The following is a 14,598-nucleotide window of genomic DNA, read 5'->3' on the forward strand; positions in this document are numbered from 1 at the left end:
GGCCCCCAGCTATAGTAGTAAGTGACGTCAGCGATTATTTCGCGCCATCGTCCCCCATTGGGGAGTAGGCTAAAAAACCCATCATGTAGACCTCGCAAGCTTTGTAGTCGGTAAAAGCCATCTTTTTGATAGCTTCACGCGGCACCCCAGACACCAATGCAATCAACAATCCCATACCACTGAGCGAGCCGGTTTTGGTTTGCTCATCGTAAAATTGCTGCACTTGCAATAACGTCGGCTCGCTGAGTTCGACCACCTCATAGGTGGTCTTAGTGGCCTCGTGCGAGATGGGTTTCACTAGCGAAATGGTTTTACTGCGATCCAATTCAGCCATCTTAGTTCTCCGTCACCGAACCGCCTTCCCAACTGACATCAACTGTACCTTCGGTGCTATCCACCACCAAAGTACTAACCGACCACATACCACTGCCGATAATGGTTTTGCCATTAGCTAATTCACACACGATATTGACATTAGTTTGGTCATTGAAGTCACTGATGGAAACACCGCCGCTGTCGCGGATAGTGCAAGAAATTGACGGTGCAACCACGGTTTCTTTATAGCCATGAATGCCATCCATCCCCATCACGGTTTCGCGTTTCACTTTTGATGGGCTGTATTTGAACTGACCAGCTACCATAATCGTAATGCCATCAACAGTGACATAGGCAGTACCCGCCAGACGGTTTGAAGAATCGCTCATAATTTATTTCCTTATTTATTGTTAAAATGTTGAGAGTTAAACAGCCGCTTGCAGGCGGAATTGATTAAGTACTGCAAAAATACGCAGTTGGTTAATCAGCACCCCAGTCCACAGCACATCAACTCGATTCGGATTACTGGCGTTTTTCTCAACAATCAACCCACGAGCGAAACCTTTGGCATCCTGCACGTAGCCGTTAAATTCCAATGTTTGATACTGGGCAATCAGTTCAGCGCGGATAACATTCGGAGTAATAATGGCCGAACCCGGAGCAAAACGGGTGCCATCGGCGGCCAACTTCATGCGAGCAAACTTAGAGGTTACTTGCGTGCGCAGATAACGGGTGACAAACATCAGTAAGAACAAAGTTTCGATTTGCAGGTAACTATCATCTTCAGCACCGTATTTATTGGTCTGATAAGTCGTGATGATATTTTCCACTTGAACCTTGCCGTCATCCGCCACTGTCACCGTGGAAATACCGCTGTGCAGTAAGTTATTACGTTCCGTCAGCGTGAAACGGCTGGACAATGGTGGCGCCAAGACGCCGCTGATAGCCAGTGTTTGCAGTGGGCGACCTGGATCATTGCGCAAACTTTGTGCAATGGCTCCCACATAAGCCGCCGACCAAATGTAGGCCGGTGTCGGCGAGTGATGAACACCCAACAGTGAAGCATGCTGATCATTACGTAGTTCTCCGGCAGCCGTCAGTTGACCATAGGTGCCAGATTGCGCGGCGAAACTGTGCCCATACAGTTGTTGGCTATAGCTCCAGCGCCCCGTGCTATCGGAAAGGAAAGATTGAATAGCATCCAATGACGCTGTATCGGTGTAGGGGTTGATGATGAAATCAAAGGTGCGATCCTGTAAATTCGCCAAACCACTCGCCAGCTCTGGCGCCCCTGCGCCACCGGCCATTGGGGTCATCGTTAGCATCAAACTCTCTGGTGTTGCTTCCCCACCAGCGCTGCCAAGATAGTTCAGACGCAAGTCAATGTTATTGCCATGCGCACCTTTGTTCTTTGCCGCTAAGACGATAACGCCCCCTTCAGATGCCTGCTCCTCGGTATGAACAACCGTCACTGGCAATTCAGGCTTACTCTCAATTGCCGCAGCCAGTGCTGCAGCAACCGTGGCCACATCATCCGTCGCCACGACAGTGGTTTGTACCCGAATACCGCCGATGTAGAGCGAAATCACACCCGTCGCCGAAGCGGGCGTAGTCACAGTGATTTTACCGGTGGCTGCCACCATGGCATCAGTTTCACTCAGGGGAAGAAGATAGATTTCACCCGCCGTGTCGTTTGCCAGATAGGCCGCCATTTGCCCATGCAACATCGAGCCGGCTCCCGCCAAACCAGCAACCGTCGCTGTGGATGAAACCAGTACCGGAACATTGGCGGGCAAAGTGCTGTCCGATAATGTTTGTCCAATAATCAATGTGCGCTGGGTAGTGCTCGCCGTGTTGGCTTGAGAGTTATCAAACTCTGCAAAAAACAGCGGTGTGCGCAGATTACTTGGGATATTAGTGAAAGGAATGCTCATAGTTTTGTACTCTCCATTGTTGATACTTCAAATGCAGACACCACTGATTTAGCGGTTATCTGCACCACATCACCGTCTTGAATGCGACGATGCCAAAATGCGTTATCAGGAACCTCAGTACCGAATTTAGGCAAAAAGGTGCCCTTGACCGGATCGCGCACCGCGCGGCCAGCCGTAGGTTTTACGAACATAGAGTTACTCCGGGAAGGTAATGGCGATCAGAGGATCTGTGGTGCCATCGGGCATAGAAAGAGTGACGTCAATGCCCTCCAATGGGGTAGTTTCCAGCGGGAAGAAATCCTCCGGCCCTTGGTAATATTCAATATCCAACTCCATTTTAACTTCAGAAAAATGCTGCTCACTGCTAGTGTCGATGCCCATGGTGGTGCGCACCTTGGCGAATTGCTGAATCTGACGAGTCAGCTCATAACTGTTGATAACCGCACGTTGAATTTGCTCACACAAACGTTCAAGCGCGGATGCTGCTTCAGTGACCCGATTTGTCGCCTCGCTCAGTTGGATATGTCCACTGATTCGCAAGGTCGTCATGGTCTTAAACTGCGGCGCATGCCGACCAATGGACTCTTTAACTTCCATCGGCGTTTGCAACAAAATGGCCGGGTACGTGGTGACTGGCCATGCGTCAGTTGAATAGACTCTGCCTTCAGCATCCGTTTTTCCCACTAACGCGGCGGCGGCCAGTTGCCTGATTTGAGTTGCATTCATGATTCCACCTGACAAAAAGTACATATTCCGATATCAATCCATGCCATGATTATTCTCCTGATAAATAGTTGCCCGTAGGGGATAAAACGTTAACGAGACCCAACGTCATTCGAGCCGCAGATCCGCTGTAAACCACTCAGCGCAAGAAGTCATTCAAGTGAATTCTCGCCACTAACGTACCTAAGATTTCAAGGGCGAAGGGTTGCACGCCAAGAGATAATTTCATCTAACCGCCCTTTACAGATGCGCAATTCCCGTTTCAGGGCCAGAGCATAGAGCGCACTGTCCCCCCATGTTGAACCGGTAAATTCGGGAATTTCACATTCCGTCATTGCCGACTCTGGTGGTAGTAGCACCGGAGTTTTGGCTAAAATTGTGCCGGGTTTATTCGCGCAAGATGTTAATACCAGACTCAGGCATACGGTGAGCAGCGCAACTATCAGTTGCTGCCGCAGCCGCAAAACGCTTGAGACGATCTTCAGTTTCATGTCGTAACGTCCTTTCACTTTCCAACTGTCTGGCAACAGCGGCTCGATTCGCCGCATCGTTTAACTGATAGGCATCGATGATGTTCCCTAGCGTTTGATTCACTACTTGCTGGGCTTGCAGCTCTGCATATACTTGCCGCTGTTTAGCACTCAGGCGAACAGCATTTGCCATCAGACCGAGCAGCAATAACAGCAGCGCTACCGCCGTGACGATTCGCGTCTTCATTTACTCTCCTGCGTGCTATTAGTGATTTGCGGCGGCATCAAACAGAGTTCACGTTCAATCTCGCGGCGATTGACCAAGCCCTGCCAACGTTTTCCCCCTGCCATGATCCAGCGCCGTAATTCGTCGCATGCGCCAGCAATATCTCCGCTATTCAATTTCTTTAATAAGGTTGAATTGATAAATGCGGTGCTGCCGACGTTGTAGGTAAAGGAATAGAGTGCAGCACGGGTGTAATCCCCCAAAGGGACATGCACTGCACTATCTACCCGCTGCTTTACTGGCAGTAAGTCCTGTTGCAGCAATGCATCACATTCCTGGTCGCTGTACTGTTTATGGCGAATAATGTCTTTGCCAGTGTGCCCATCGCACACCGTCAACACCCCCGCAACATCATAATAAGCACGGTATTGACGGCCCTCGACCCCCTCATGCCCACCAAGTAGAACACTCGCAATAGCAATTGCACCGCCAGCGATCGCACCAACTATTTTGTTACGCAATGCTGGCGTCATCTCAACTCTCCATCTTATTTAATGCGTCATTGCATACTGCAATAGCGGCTGGAATATTCTCGGCTGTTTTGTTTTTCAGAAAATCACGTAAAATCTCAGTTCTGCGCTGTTCCTCTTTAATTATTGCGTCCTTTTCACGCAGATTGACGTAATACGTTTTGATGGTGAATATGACGCTAATTACCGTGCCGAGAATAAAGATGTAATCCTGTAAACTCAGAGCCGAGAATAATGCCAGTGCGCCTGTCCACCAATAGGGTAGTTGATTTTGTTCATTCATTTATAACCTCCCTCCCTGACCCACCGGCATATATAATCAACAGAAACAGGAAAGCCCCGACATTGCGGGGCTTTCCTGTTAGTTAATCAGTATGTAATGAAGCAGTGATATCAGACTAATATACTTTTTGCGGACCGCGTTAGCTTTTTTTTAATTATTTTTAATTTTATTTTCTTTCATTAAAAATAGAAAATACAAAAACAAAAAATCCTGCCAAAGCAGGATTTCAAATAATTAGTCTTACGTAACCGACTAACCACTCATTTCAGACTAATACACTTTTCGCGGACCGCGTTAATGTTTTTTCATAAATATGTAAGTTTTCGATCAACGGATCCATTTCTAATTTCACATTCAACATTGCCAGACAACCATCAACAAAACCCTCCGCCATTTGCATATTAATCCTTACCAGCTTTTCATCTCTTTTTTGCTGGCGTGCAATCGCCCGTTTTGATTGATTAAGAACATAATGACGGATAATTAATTCATATTCTTCTGGCCGATATTGTTTTAGCCTAGCAACACAACCATCCACCACTAAACCATCATCATCACAACAGGATGCTTTGCTTTTCGAAGTATCAGGAAGCAGGCCTTTGAAACCGGCAGCGATGGAGGAATAATCCAGCCCTGAGCTGCATCTTGCCCACACACCCCAGCGGGCAAGTACTAATTGAATGTCTCTTATGCCCTGGTTCTTCTGGCTGGTGTTTCCGGCTTGCGGACTGTTGATTGAACTCATATATAGCTACTCCACAAAGGCGGGGCCACACGGTGACACCTCAACCTATCAATTGTTCAACAACGGAAACCACCGGTAAATCAGGCCGCCGTCTTCTTGTGATAACCAGAGCAACTCACATCGCGTAGGCTTGTAGCACTGCAGAGAGTGCCTGTTACCGATGCGATTCTATGCGTTTCTCTTATATATTTTGATTGATTATTACCGCAAGTGATTTTATAGTCAATACCGCAGGTGATTGGATATTATTGCTAACGGTAATAAAATTGACTCATGAAAAAGAAGCCACTGACGCCAGAACAGTTAGACGACGCTAAACGGCTGAAAGAGCTGTTTAATGCCAAGAAAAAGGCACTGGGTATATCCCAAGAGTCTGTTGCGCACGAATTGGGCGTGGGGCAAAGTGCCGTCAACCAATTCTTGAACGGCATCAATCCGCTCAATGTGACCAACGCTGCTGCTTTCGCGAAAGTACTGAATGAGCCTATCAGTAGCTTTAGCCCCTCATTGGCAAAAGAGCTGGCAAAGATGGCCGAGAGCCTATCGATCCCGACTCGCGGTGGGCTAAATGACAAACCGGTAGGCTCTGTCGCCAACAGTTACCCACTGATCAGTTGGATCAGCGCGGGTAATTGGTATGAAGCAATAGAGCCTTATACCCTGCGTGATATTGAAATTTGGCCAGAGTCGACCAAGAATGCGCATGACAGTGCCTTTTGGTTGAGTGTCAAAGGCGATTCCATGACCTCACCGTCGGGCATCAGCTTTCCAGAAGGCATGATTATCCTCATCGACCCAGAAAAAGAACCGATGCCGGGTAATTTTGTTGTTGCCAAATTAACAGATGACAACGAAGCCACATTTAAGAAATTGATTGTTGATGCTGGCGTTAAGTACTTGAAACCATTGAATCCAGCCTACCGTTTAATCGAACTTAATGGTAACTGTAAGATCCTTGGCGTCGTCGTTGATGCCCGCTGGTTGGAAATAGATTAGCCAAAAGCATCTATTTTTGAGAACGCACTCTCACGGCAAAAAATTTAAATTATCTATATAAACAAGCAGATAAATTCACACAAAAAAAATAACCGCCAGTTATTATCCAGTAAATCACCTGCGGTTATTTTTCAATAACAAAAACCACTCATTAAACAGAAAGTTAGCTTGTTCTCTCGCTAAAATGACTAAAATCCTATTGCCTCACACTTAAAATACTGTATATTAAAACAGTATTATTTACTCAGGAAAGAACCCATGCGAGTTGAACTAATCTACGACAAACGTAATGTTGCTGGCCTTGCCAATGCGAATGAAATGATTAAGACCGAACTAACCAAGCGAGTGCATCAAGTATTTCCAGATGCCGACGTTAGGGTCAAACCAATGCAGGCTAACGGCATCAACACGGATGCGAGTAAACAAGAGAAATCAGTACTCAACCGCTTAGTTGAAGAAATGTTTGATGAGGCAGATGAGTGGTTAGTCAGTGAATTCTGAGAAAATTAAAATCTGTTAAACTGACTCAGTGATATTCTTTATTATCCTAGAGACATTATTTAGTGATAAATTAATTTTTTTGATTTTCTTTTAATCTTTATTTTAAAAAATTAATACTTTATCGATGTTAGGTTTCCTTACAGAAACGTAAACAGAGTAAAGGTTAATAATGAAAATCACGCTAATCACTAAAGAAAGTGTTTGTACATTAGCATTACTGCTGGCGAGCCATACTGCCGCCGCAAACCAGCAAAGTCATATCACAAATAATGTTATTGTCAGTACCTCACTAGGTTTATTAAATTCAGAATCTCGTGAATTTGTTTACAATGTGCCAGGTAATGGTCGTAAATTAAGCCAACTAGATTGGAAGGCAAAAAACACACCTATTATTAAAGCTGAGATCTCATGGGATTTTTTATCTCGATTGACATTGAGTGCTAGAGGCTGGAGTACATTAACATCCAGTCATGGGTTGATGGATGATTATGATTGGCTTAATTCAAAACAAACCCAATGGTCTCATTGGTCCCACCATGAAAAAAGCAACTTAAATTATGCCAATGAAATGGACGTCAATGCTAAGTTTTGGTTTTTACAGCAACATAATTACCGAATTTCCTTAATGTATGGTTACCAGCGGTATAATAATAGTTGGACAGCATATGGTGGGCACAGCAATTATACAAAACCGCAACCTGATGAAGTGGCAGGTCTCGGTTATAAACAAAAATTTGATATGCCCTATGTCGGGTTAGCGAGTCATTATCGCTACCAGGATTACGAATTTAATACCTTAGTGAAATATAGCCGATGGGTTAATGCTCAAGGTCATGATGAGCATTACTTACGCAATCTTTCATTCAAAGATAGCAGCAAAAAATCACGTTATTACGGCATTGTTATTAATGCTGGTTATTACATCACTAACAACACTAAATTATTGATTGAAGCCGCCTGGAACCGCTACTCCGAAGGGAAAGGGGGCACACAAATACTTGACCGCACCACGGGTGCTTCAGCCAAATTCTCTGAAGGTTCGGGAATATCTCATCAAAATCAAAGTATTAGTGTCGGTTTGCAGTATACGTTTTAATCTTTCTGAAAGAGTATAACTACACATATTCAGCATCAATCCTGCCTCCTTTATGCTTACGGATTGGTGCTAATCTTTATTTTTATCTCCCTATTTTTTTCAACTTTACCCCGTGTCAACGCAATACCTTCAAGATCAAAAAACGATCAAGTTAATGTTTTTATTAGAAATTAACATCAACAAAATCCTTCTATATTGTCACCATCACATAAAAAATAATTAACAATGGTGCATAAATTACACTTTGTAACCGTGACTCAGCTCAAGTTTTTCTAAACCACGCCGTTACTTGAATCATGCCTTCCCTTCTATTTAGGACGCTCTATGCTTGATTCTATTCGTTCACGTATCTTGGCTGCCTGTATCTTCATCGTGGCGGGTTCTTTGGCCATTAACACTTACTTTAACTATTCAGTTGCTAACAAATACAATAGTCGTGCCATTGATAATACCCTCACTGCGGTAACAGCGAGTCATGGTGTAGGAATTGCAGATTGGGTTGCATCTAAAACCCAAATGATTGTGTCACTGAAAGACAGCGCACTGGCAGCAGACCCAACGACCGCACTACGCCAAGTTGCCGCCGCCGGTAACTTCATTAACGTTTATATTGGTTACGCCAATAAGACAGCTATCTTTTCTAACCCTGATGGTATTCCCGCAGATTACGACCCCACTGGCCGACCTTGGTATTTACAAGCAGTGAAAGCAGGCAAACCCGTGGTCACTCCCCCTTATGTCGATGCGGGAACCAACCAGCTGGTGGTCACTTTTGCATTGCCGATTAATCAAGATGGACATGTTAAAGGGGTATTGGCTGCCGATGTCACCATGGATAGTGTGATTGCTAATGTAAAATCGATACACCCGACTGATGATAGCTTCGGCATGTTAATTGATGCCGATGGCACAATCATCGCGCATCAAGATGCACAACTAACCCTGAAACCCTTAAGTGAAATTGCCCCCTCACTGGACTTGAGCACACTGTTGACGGCAACGGAGCCCATGACTGTCGATATTGGCGGCAGCAGTAAGTTGCTACTGGCACAAGCCGTCCCAGGTACTCAGTGGTTTACCGTTGTCGCATTGGACAAAGCTCAAGCCACGGCGGGCATGCGCTCATTGCTGACAACATCTTTGGTCACTTTAGTTGTTATTATTTTGATAGCGACGGTTATCATTGGTCTGATTACTCAGCGTGCATTAGCTCCCCTGACCCATGTGCACAAAGCCATGGATGCAATCAGTTCTGGCACCGAAGATTTAACTCAGCGTTTGCCAATAGAAGGCCGTGATGAAGTGGCCAAGATAGCCCTTTCATTCAACAACTTTGCCGACAAACTCAGTGCGGTTATGGCGCAAATTCGTGACACTAGCGAGTCGGTACGGATTGCAGCCAATGAAATAGCAGCAGGTAATCAGGATTTGTCAGGTCGAACAGAATCAGCGGCCGCCAGTTTGCAACAAACCTCAGCCGCATTAGAACAAATCTCGGCAACTGTGGCTCAGTCAGCCAGTGCGGCAAGGCAAGCCAATACCGCAGTGCTCTCTGCTGCAAATGATGCCTCTCGCGGAGGGGATGTTATTGCGAAAGTAATCACAACCATGGAATCGATTGAGGCCGCATCTGGCAAAATTGGCGACATCACCAGTGTCATTGACGGTATTGCATTCCAAACCAACATATTGGCGCTGAATGCCGCTGTAGAAGCGGCACGCGCAGGTGAGCAAGGCAGAGGTTTTGCCGTCGTGGCAGGGGAAGTTCGCACACTGGCGCAACGCAGTGCGCAAGCAGCAAAAGAAATTAAAACATTGATTGAATCAACTGTCAGCAGCGTAGCTTCAGGTTCTGGTCAAGTCCGTCAGGCCAGCAACACCATGACCGAAATTGTCAGTAGCGTATCTGACGTCACCACCATTATGTCAGAAATCACTAATGCCGCTGATGAGCAAATGCGTGGCATTCATGAGATCAATAGCGCGGTCGCGCAATTGGATACCATGGTGCAACAAAATGCCGCACTGGTACAGGAATCAACCGCAGCATCTGCAGCGCTACAGGCCCAGGCGGCAGATTTAACTGGGGCGGTGAACCAATTCAAAATCTAGTCCATCAGACCTGTAGTTTCAGCGGGCTATCATCAGCCCGCTGAAATTCCCCTATTCCAGCACGATGCATGCACCAATCTTAATGGGTACAAAATTATCTTGTGGAATACCTGCTTCAGTTAAGGCCATTTTCAATTGTTGTGGCGGCTCATCCAGAGATTCATCAGCCAATTCAAAAACCCCCCAATGAATTGGGACTGTTATCGGCTGCTGTAATTGCGCAAATAAATGTACTGATTGCTGCGGATCCATATGCTGTGCATTCATAAACCAACGTGGAGCATAAGCGCCAATGGGGAGGGCCGCATAATTAAATGGCCCTAACCTTTCACCGATTGCTAGCAGTTGCTGACAATAACCAGTATCACCGGTGAAATAGAAGTTAATCTCATCGCGCTTAACGACCCAACCCGACCACAAACTTTGATTCCGATCCCACGGCGTGCGCATGCTCCAATGGCGCGCAGGAACACAATGAAACTCAAATTCAGCGGCCTGATGCTTATCCCACCAATCTAACTCATGGACATGTTTAGCTCCATGGTGCACGAACCAACTTTTTAGCCCGAGTGGTGCCAAAAAAATCACCTCGGGGAAGCGACGAATGAGTTGGGTAATCGTCGTGACATCCAGATGGTCGTAGTGGTTGTGGGAAATAACGACAACATCAATATGCGGTAATTCCTTCACACTGGCGGGTGCCGGAGTTCTGCGCGCAGGCCCGTAAAAATTGAGAGGGGAAGCACGACAAGACAGTACCGGGTCAAACAATACCGTTTTCCCCGCGACACGTAACAATAGAGAGGCATGACCCAACCACCATAAGGCATCTTGCTGGCCGCTGAAATCTGCCGATTGCCACCAGTCAGCAACAAACTGCGCATAGCCTTGTTGCGGGGGTTTGGGTAGTGACTGACGTTTACGCTCTTCGCGCCAGCGTTTTAAATCCTGTGGATGGTGGATGACGGGTTCCAGATTCTGAAATCCAAACTCAGTGTGGTGTGGCTTACTGGCATCATAATACGGGTTTTTCTTCGCCATCTTACATCCTTCACTACTGCTGATATTTCAGACTATTGATTAAAATCTTGCCACCTTTGTCACGGTGATGATTGCCGTAAGCGTGCATTATCGCTTATTCGTATTCTTATGGATATTTTGTTTTTTTGCCGAATATTTCCTCTATCCACTAATTTGATTCATATCAATTTTTTACTGTAATACGCGCTTTTTCAGGCCACAAAACCCTTTTTCGTGATCGACCACTCATTTTTATGAACACCATACCTTTATAAAGAAAACGCTTATCCATTATTAATGAAACATTGTTTTAATTTGAGGTGGTGGTAAAAATGAGTAAAGCTATAACAACAAGACATACGTTGGCGTATGGGAGCGCCAACTTATTGGGAAGTGGGGCATTAGCAATTAGCGGTGCCTGGTTAATGTATTTCTATACCACCTTTTGCGGACTGTCTGTCGTCGAAGCGGCCACTATCTTTTCAATCGCCAGTATTCTCGATGCCATCAGTAACCCGGTCATGGGTTATATCACTGATAACTTTTACAACACACGCCTTGGCCGTATATTTGGCCGTCGTCGCTTCTTTATTTTGCTAGGGATCCCCCTGGTCTTGGTTTATCCAATGCTATGGATGAGCGGCTTTGGTTTCTGGTATTACCTGCTGACCTACGCGCTGTTTGAACTCATTTACACGTCTATCATGGTGCCTTATGAAACATTGGCAACCGAGATGACAACCGATTTTGCTAAACGCTCAAAACTAACCGGTTCCAAAGCTATTTTTGGCAAAGTTGCAAACTTTTTGGCCGCCTTTATTCCCGGCCAGTTTATTGCTATTTACGGTAAAGATTCGGCAACACCATTCCTCTATACCGGTATCGCTTATGGTCTCATTATGTGCTGCGCGATGATCTGGCTTTATAGTTCATCTTGGGAGCGTCCTGCCAGTGAAGTGGTTAGAGAGACCACCAGCAGCTTAGGTCAAGCATTGAAAAAGCTGTGTGTGGATATGGCATCGACTTTCCATCTGCGTATTTTCCGTAAACATCTGGGGATGTACCTGTTTGGTTTCGGCGCTGAATGGCTATTCGCTTCCGCATTTACCTACTTCATTATTTTTGGCTTGGGCCAAGACGCGGCGCTGGTTTCTCAACTCAATAGCTTCAGCTCAATCATGCAGTTGATTTCAACCGCGGTCTTTATTGGCATCTGCGTCAAAATGGGTTTTGCTCGCCCATTCCGTATTGCGCTGCAAGTGGTTATTGTCAGTGTTATCGCCTATGCCGCACTCTATTTTACCGGCTGGTCTCAAACTACGACCGTGATTGTGCTGTTCTGTATTACCGCTGTTTTTGGCCTAAGTACCGGCGGTATCTACTATATTCCATGGACGGTTTACACTTTCCTGGCTGATGTAGATGAAGTATTAACAGGCCGTCGCCGTGAAGGTATCTACGCAGGTGCCATGACTTTCGCGGGTAAAATGGTGCGTTCAGTTATCGTCTTCGCCATGGGGTGGACATTAAGTCGCTTTGGTTTTGTTTCCGGGCAATCGAGCCAGCCAGAAGTTGCGGTACAAGCAATTGTCGGTGTGTTCGCCATCGGTGTCATTGCCTTGGCCTTGGTGGCAATTTACTACACCACACAGATGAAACTCGACCGCAAGAATCACAAAATTCTGCTGGAAGAAATTGAGCGAATTAAAGGTGGCGGTGCCATGGCAGATATCCCAGCTCATGCCCGCGCCGTGGCGGAAGAACTTACTGGCTGGAAATATGAACAATGCTGGGGCAACAACCCTCTTGGTATGAAAGAGTCCACAAATGTCGTTCCTAAACCAGTGACTGAGAGTTAATTCACTCTGGTAATCATATCAAACCGCATCGGCGTCCTTGATGCGGTTTTTTTATCCCTCCGGGTAATGCCTCCCCCTGTAATGTAAATTATTCGTCTACCTGAAAATTTCCGCATGTTTTATACAAATATCCGATTACTATAAGTCCACGACCACTTATTTAGTTTTTTGAACATGGATAAACGATTGCTGAAACATCTCTCTGCTTCACTGCTGTCTGCCGCGCTATTGACGATACCTATGCACAGCTACGCCGATACGGCACTTTTGACATCACAAGTTGTTGACCAATACGCCGAACATATTTTCTATAACAGCGGAGCCATGGGTATGGCACTGGTGGTGATTGATAATAACCAAGTGGTCAACCGGAGTTTTGGCGAAACCAAACCCGGTAACAATCTTCGCCCGCGACCAGACTCATTAATTCGTATTGCCTCCATCACTAAGCTAATGACCAGTGAGGTGATGGTTAAACTGGCCGAAGATGGCACAGTAAAATTGACCGATCCGCTGCGAAAATATGCGCCGAGTGGGGCCAAGGTTCCGGCTTATAATACGAAACAGCCAATTACCCTGCTGAATTTAGCCAGCCACACCAGCGGCCTGCCACGTGAGCAACCGGGTGGCCCGCAAAAAAGGCCGGTGTTTACCTGGCCAACTAAGGATAACCGCTGGCAATGGCTGAAACAGGCCACGGTGACTGTTCCGCCCGGAGTCAAAGCGGCTTACTCCAATTTAGCCTACGATTTGCTGGCTGATGCGCTATCACGGGCGTCAGGAAAACCTTATACCAGCTTATTGCGCGATAAAATCACCGCTCCGCTAGGAATGCGTAACACCACCCTCACCCCAACAGCGGAGCAATGCAGCCGTCTGATGGTCGGTGTTGGCAGCAGCCGCTGTGAGAACACCACTGCGGCAGCGGGTAGCGGTGGGGTTTACTCAACACCGGAAGATATGCAGCGGTGGATGCAACAATTTTTATCTTCAGATAAGAATGCACGCAAGAATTCAGCTAAACGTGAACAAGCCATGTATTTCCAGCGCCGCGACTTAGTTTCATTGAAAGGGATGGATGTTGCCGGTCAGGCCGATGCGTTAGGTTTAGGCTGGGTTTACATGGCCCCCAATGCTGAGCTGCCTGGCATCATGCAAAAAACCGGCGGGGGTGGCGGATTTATTACCTACATGGCGATGATACCTGAGAAGAATATTGGCGTCTTTGTAGTGGTCACCCGCACCCAATTGACCAAGTTCACCAATATGAGCGATGGCGTCAATCAACTGGTTGCTCAACTAGCGAAGAACGGCTAATACTATCGGCGGCGGAGCTAAAAACTGCCGCCGATCATCATCAGTCAGAAAGCAAAAAGCCCGTTATCTTATTCAGATAACGGGCTTTTAATTGGTGCCGGCACCAAGAGTCGAACTCGGGACCTACTGATTACAAGTCAGTTGCTCTACCAACTGAGCTATGCCGGCGTAATTTGGCGGAAGGATAGAGATTCGAACTCTAGGACCTGTTACAGTCGACGGTTTTCAAGACCGTTGCCTTAAACCACTCGGCCATCCTTCCAATGGGCGGCATTATCATCTATAGCGTAATGATATGTCTAGTGTTTCATTCAGAAAAAATTGAAATTCGATTCGTTTGGTTAAACTTCACGCCAAAACTGGTCAAAAAAAGTCACTCCGGTCAAAAACACACCTATTTTAGCTTAGGCGACAACTCGGTTTACGCACTAACAAAAACAAAAAAACGCGGCCAAATGACCGCGTTTTATC

General features: G+C 46.2%; 17 protein-coding genes and 2 tRNA genes. 6 read left to right on the top strand and 13 right to left on the bottom strand.

The features are described from left to right. Nucleotides 1-34: 34 nt before the first annotated feature. The 10 genes from HUZ92_RS04215 to HUZ92_RS04260 all read right to left on the bottom strand — a co-directional run bounded on the left by HUZ92_RS04215 (nucleotide 35) and on the right by HUZ92_RS04260 (nucleotide 5,172). On the bottom strand, nucleotides 35-334 hold the full coding sequence (locus HUZ92_RS04215; RefSeq protein WP_050096961.1) for a phage tail assembly protein: 300 nt from the start codon (nucleotides 332-334) through the stop codon (nucleotides 35-37). Between the two features lies 1 nt (nucleotide 335). After that, a complete protein-coding gene (locus HUZ92_RS04220; RefSeq protein ID WP_004708659.1) occupies nucleotides 336-704 on the bottom strand; it encodes a phage tail tube protein in 369 nt (122 codons plus the stop codon). A 36-nt stretch (nucleotides 705-740) separates the two neighbouring features. Continuing rightward, nucleotides 741-2,249, bottom strand: a complete 1,509-nt coding sequence (locus HUZ92_RS04225) for a phage tail sheath subtilisin-like domain-containing protein (protein ID WP_145579994.1) — start codon at nucleotides 2,247-2,249, stop codon at nucleotides 741-743. Next, nucleotides 2,246-2,440 carry a DUF2635 domain-containing protein gene (locus tag HUZ92_RS04230; protein ID WP_050140427.1) on the bottom strand — a complete coding sequence of 65 codons (195 nt, stop codon included), beginning with the start codon at nucleotides 2,438-2,440 and terminating at the stop codon, nucleotides 2,246-2,248. Before HUZ92_RS04230 ends, HUZ92_RS04225 begins: the two co-directional genes overlap by 4 nt. Before the next feature lie 4 nt (nucleotides 2,441-2,444). After that, nucleotides 2,445-2,975: an ATP-binding protein gene (locus HUZ92_RS04235; protein ID WP_174846788.1), complete on the bottom strand. Its 531-nt coding sequence runs from the start codon at nucleotides 2,973-2,975 to the stop codon at nucleotides 2,445-2,447. Between the two features lie 188 nt (nucleotides 2,976-3,163). Beyond that, complete coding sequence (lysC, locus tag HUZ92_RS21085; protein WP_422645877.1) at nucleotides 3,164-3,463, bottom strand: Rz1-like lysis system protein LysC; 300 nt, start codon at nucleotides 3,461-3,463, stop codon at nucleotides 3,164-3,166. Further along, nucleotides 3,360-3,689, bottom strand: coding sequence for a DUF2570 domain-containing protein (locus HUZ92_RS04245; RefSeq protein WP_128450899.1), 330 nt, complete (start codon nucleotides 3,687-3,689; stop codon nucleotides 3,360-3,362). Before HUZ92_RS04245 ends, lysC begins: the two co-directional genes overlap by 104 nt. Continuing rightward, nucleotides 3,686-4,201 carry a lysozyme gene (locus HUZ92_RS04250; RefSeq protein ID WP_050140426.1) on the bottom strand — a complete coding sequence of 172 codons (516 nt, stop codon included), beginning with the start codon at nucleotides 4,199-4,201 and terminating at the stop codon, nucleotides 3,686-3,688. Before HUZ92_RS04250 ends, HUZ92_RS04245 begins: the two co-directional genes overlap by 4 nt. Nucleotide 4,202: 1 nt before the next feature. Then, complete coding sequence (locus HUZ92_RS04255) at nucleotides 4,203-4,481, bottom strand: hypothetical protein (protein WP_128450900.1); 279 nt, start codon at nucleotides 4,479-4,481, stop codon at nucleotides 4,203-4,205. A 265-nt stretch (nucleotides 4,482-4,746) separates the two neighbouring features. Next, nucleotides 4,747-5,172, bottom strand: coding sequence for an antiterminator Q family protein (locus HUZ92_RS04260; RefSeq protein ID WP_260653986.1), 426 nt, complete (start codon nucleotides 5,170-5,172; stop codon nucleotides 4,747-4,749). A gap of 327 nt (nucleotides 5,173-5,499) precedes the next feature. On the opposite strand from HUZ92_RS04260, the gene HUZ92_RS04265 reads away from it, so the two are divergent. The 4 genes from HUZ92_RS04265 to HUZ92_RS04280 all read left to right on the top strand — a co-directional run bounded on the left by HUZ92_RS04265 (nucleotide 5,500) and on the right by HUZ92_RS04280 (nucleotide 9,931). Continuing rightward, entirely contained in the window at nucleotides 5,500-6,222 is a 723-nt protein-coding gene (locus tag HUZ92_RS04265) for a LexA family protein (protein WP_050096953.1), read from the top strand. 258 nt (nucleotides 6,223-6,480) lie between these two features. After that, the gene (locus tag HUZ92_RS04270) at nucleotides 6,481-6,723 is read left to right on the top strand and encodes a DinI-like family protein (protein WP_050096952.1); all 243 of its coding nucleotides are present in this window, start codon (nucleotides 6,481-6,483) and stop codon (nucleotides 6,721-6,723) included. A gap of 169 nt (nucleotides 6,724-6,892) precedes the next feature. Further along, the gene (locus tag HUZ92_RS04275; protein ID WP_050096951.1) at nucleotides 6,893-7,819 is read left to right on the top strand and encodes an omptin family outer membrane protease; all 927 of its coding nucleotides are present in this window, start codon (nucleotides 6,893-6,895) and stop codon (nucleotides 7,817-7,819) included. A 324-nt stretch (nucleotides 7,820-8,143) separates the two neighbouring features. Further along, nucleotides 8,144-9,931: a methyl-accepting chemotaxis protein gene (locus HUZ92_RS04280; RefSeq protein ID WP_145579996.1), complete on the top strand. Its 1,788-nt coding sequence runs from the start codon at nucleotides 8,144-8,146 to the stop codon at nucleotides 9,929-9,931. A 51-nt stretch (nucleotides 9,932-9,982) separates the two neighbouring features. On the opposite strand, the gene HUZ92_RS04285 is transcribed toward HUZ92_RS04280, so the two are convergent. Continuing rightward, nucleotides 9,983-10,972 carry an MBL fold metallo-hydrolase gene (locus HUZ92_RS04285; RefSeq protein WP_164908306.1) on the bottom strand — a complete coding sequence of 330 codons (990 nt, stop codon included), beginning with the start codon at nucleotides 10,970-10,972 and terminating at the stop codon, nucleotides 9,983-9,985. Between the two features lie 311 nt (nucleotides 10,973-11,283). Between HUZ92_RS04285 and HUZ92_RS04290 the strand changes: the two genes are divergently transcribed. After that, nucleotides 11,284-12,810 (top strand): MFS transporter, encoded by a 1,527-nt coding sequence (locus tag HUZ92_RS04290; protein WP_050096948.1) that lies wholly within the window; start codon nucleotides 11,284-11,286, stop codon nucleotides 12,808-12,810. Nucleotides 12,811-12,984: 174 nt separating this feature from the next. Next, nucleotides 12,985-14,127: a D-alanyl-D-alanine-carboxypeptidase/endopeptidase AmpH gene (gene ampH / locus HUZ92_RS04295; RefSeq protein WP_050096947.1), complete on the top strand. Its 1,143-nt coding sequence runs from the start codon at nucleotides 12,985-12,987 to the stop codon at nucleotides 14,125-14,127. A gap of 92 nt (nucleotides 14,128-14,219) precedes the next feature. Here ampH and HUZ92_RS04300 read toward each other — a convergent pair. Beyond that, nucleotides 14,220-14,295 (bottom strand) — tRNA-Thr (locus HUZ92_RS04300). 6 nt (nucleotides 14,296-14,301) lie between these two features. Further along, nucleotides 14,302-14,389 (bottom strand) — tRNA-Ser (locus HUZ92_RS04305). Between the last annotated feature and the right edge of the window lie 209 nt (nucleotides 14,390-14,598).

Source organism: Yersinia vastinensis (assembly GCF_902726565.1).
Lineage (GTDB): Bacteria > Pseudomonadota > Gammaproteobacteria > Enterobacterales > Enterobacteriaceae > Yersinia > Yersinia vastinensis.

Excerpts from the sequence above, each read along its gene's own strand:
- HUZ92_RS04215 (WP_050096961.1), bottom strand. The coding sequence starts at position 334 with ATGGCTGAATTGGATCGCAGTAAAACCATTTCGCTAGTGAAACCCATC.
- HUZ92_RS04220 (WP_004708659.1), bottom strand. The coding sequence starts at position 704 with ATGAGCGATTCTTCAAACCGTCTGGCGGGTACTGCCTATGTCACTGTT.
- HUZ92_RS04225 (WP_145579994.1), bottom strand. The coding sequence starts at position 2,249 with ATGAGCATTCCTTTCACTAATATCCCAAGTAATCTGCGCACACCGCTG.
- HUZ92_RS04230 (WP_050140427.1), bottom strand. The coding sequence starts at position 2,440 with ATGTTCGTAAAACCTACGGCTGGCCGCGCGGTGCGCGATCCGGTCAAG.
- HUZ92_RS04235 (WP_174846788.1), bottom strand. The coding sequence starts at position 2,975 with ATGAATGCAACTCAAATCAGGCAACTGGCCGCCGCCGCGTTAGTGGGA.
- lysC (WP_422645877.1), bottom strand. The coding sequence starts at position 3,463 with ATGAAACTGAAGATCGTCTCAAGCGTTTTGCGGCTGCGGCAGCAACTG.
- HUZ92_RS04245 (WP_128450899.1), bottom strand. The coding sequence starts at position 3,689 with ATGAAGACGCGAATCGTCACGGCGGTAGCGCTGCTGTTATTGCTGCTC.
- HUZ92_RS04250 (WP_050140426.1), bottom strand. The coding sequence starts at position 4,201 with ATGACGCCAGCATTGCGTAACAAAATAGTTGGTGCGATCGCTGGCGGT.
- HUZ92_RS04255 (WP_128450900.1), bottom strand. The coding sequence starts at position 4,481 with ATGAATGAACAAAATCAACTACCCTATTGGTGGACAGGCGCACTGGCA.
- HUZ92_RS04265 (WP_050096953.1), top strand. The coding sequence starts at position 5,500 with ATGAAAAAGAAGCCACTGACGCCAGAACAGTTAGACGACGCTAAACGG.
- HUZ92_RS04270 (WP_050096952.1), top strand. The coding sequence starts at position 6,481 with ATGCGAGTTGAACTAATCTACGACAAACGTAATGTTGCTGGCCTTGCC.
- HUZ92_RS04275 (WP_050096951.1), top strand. The coding sequence starts at position 6,893 with ATGAAAATCACGCTAATCACTAAAGAAAGTGTTTGTACATTAGCATTA.
- HUZ92_RS04280 (WP_145579996.1), top strand. The coding sequence starts at position 8,144 with ATGCTTGATTCTATTCGTTCACGTATCTTGGCTGCCTGTATCTTCATC.
- HUZ92_RS04285 (WP_164908306.1), bottom strand. The coding sequence starts at position 10,972 with ATGGCGAAGAAAAACCCGTATTATGATGCCAGTAAGCCACACCACACT.
- HUZ92_RS04290 (WP_050096948.1), top strand. The coding sequence starts at position 11,284 with ATGAGTAAAGCTATAACAACAAGACATACGTTGGCGTATGGGAGCGCC.
- ampH (WP_050096947.1), top strand. The coding sequence starts at position 12,985 with ATGGATAAACGATTGCTGAAACATCTCTCTGCTTCACTGCTGTCTGCC.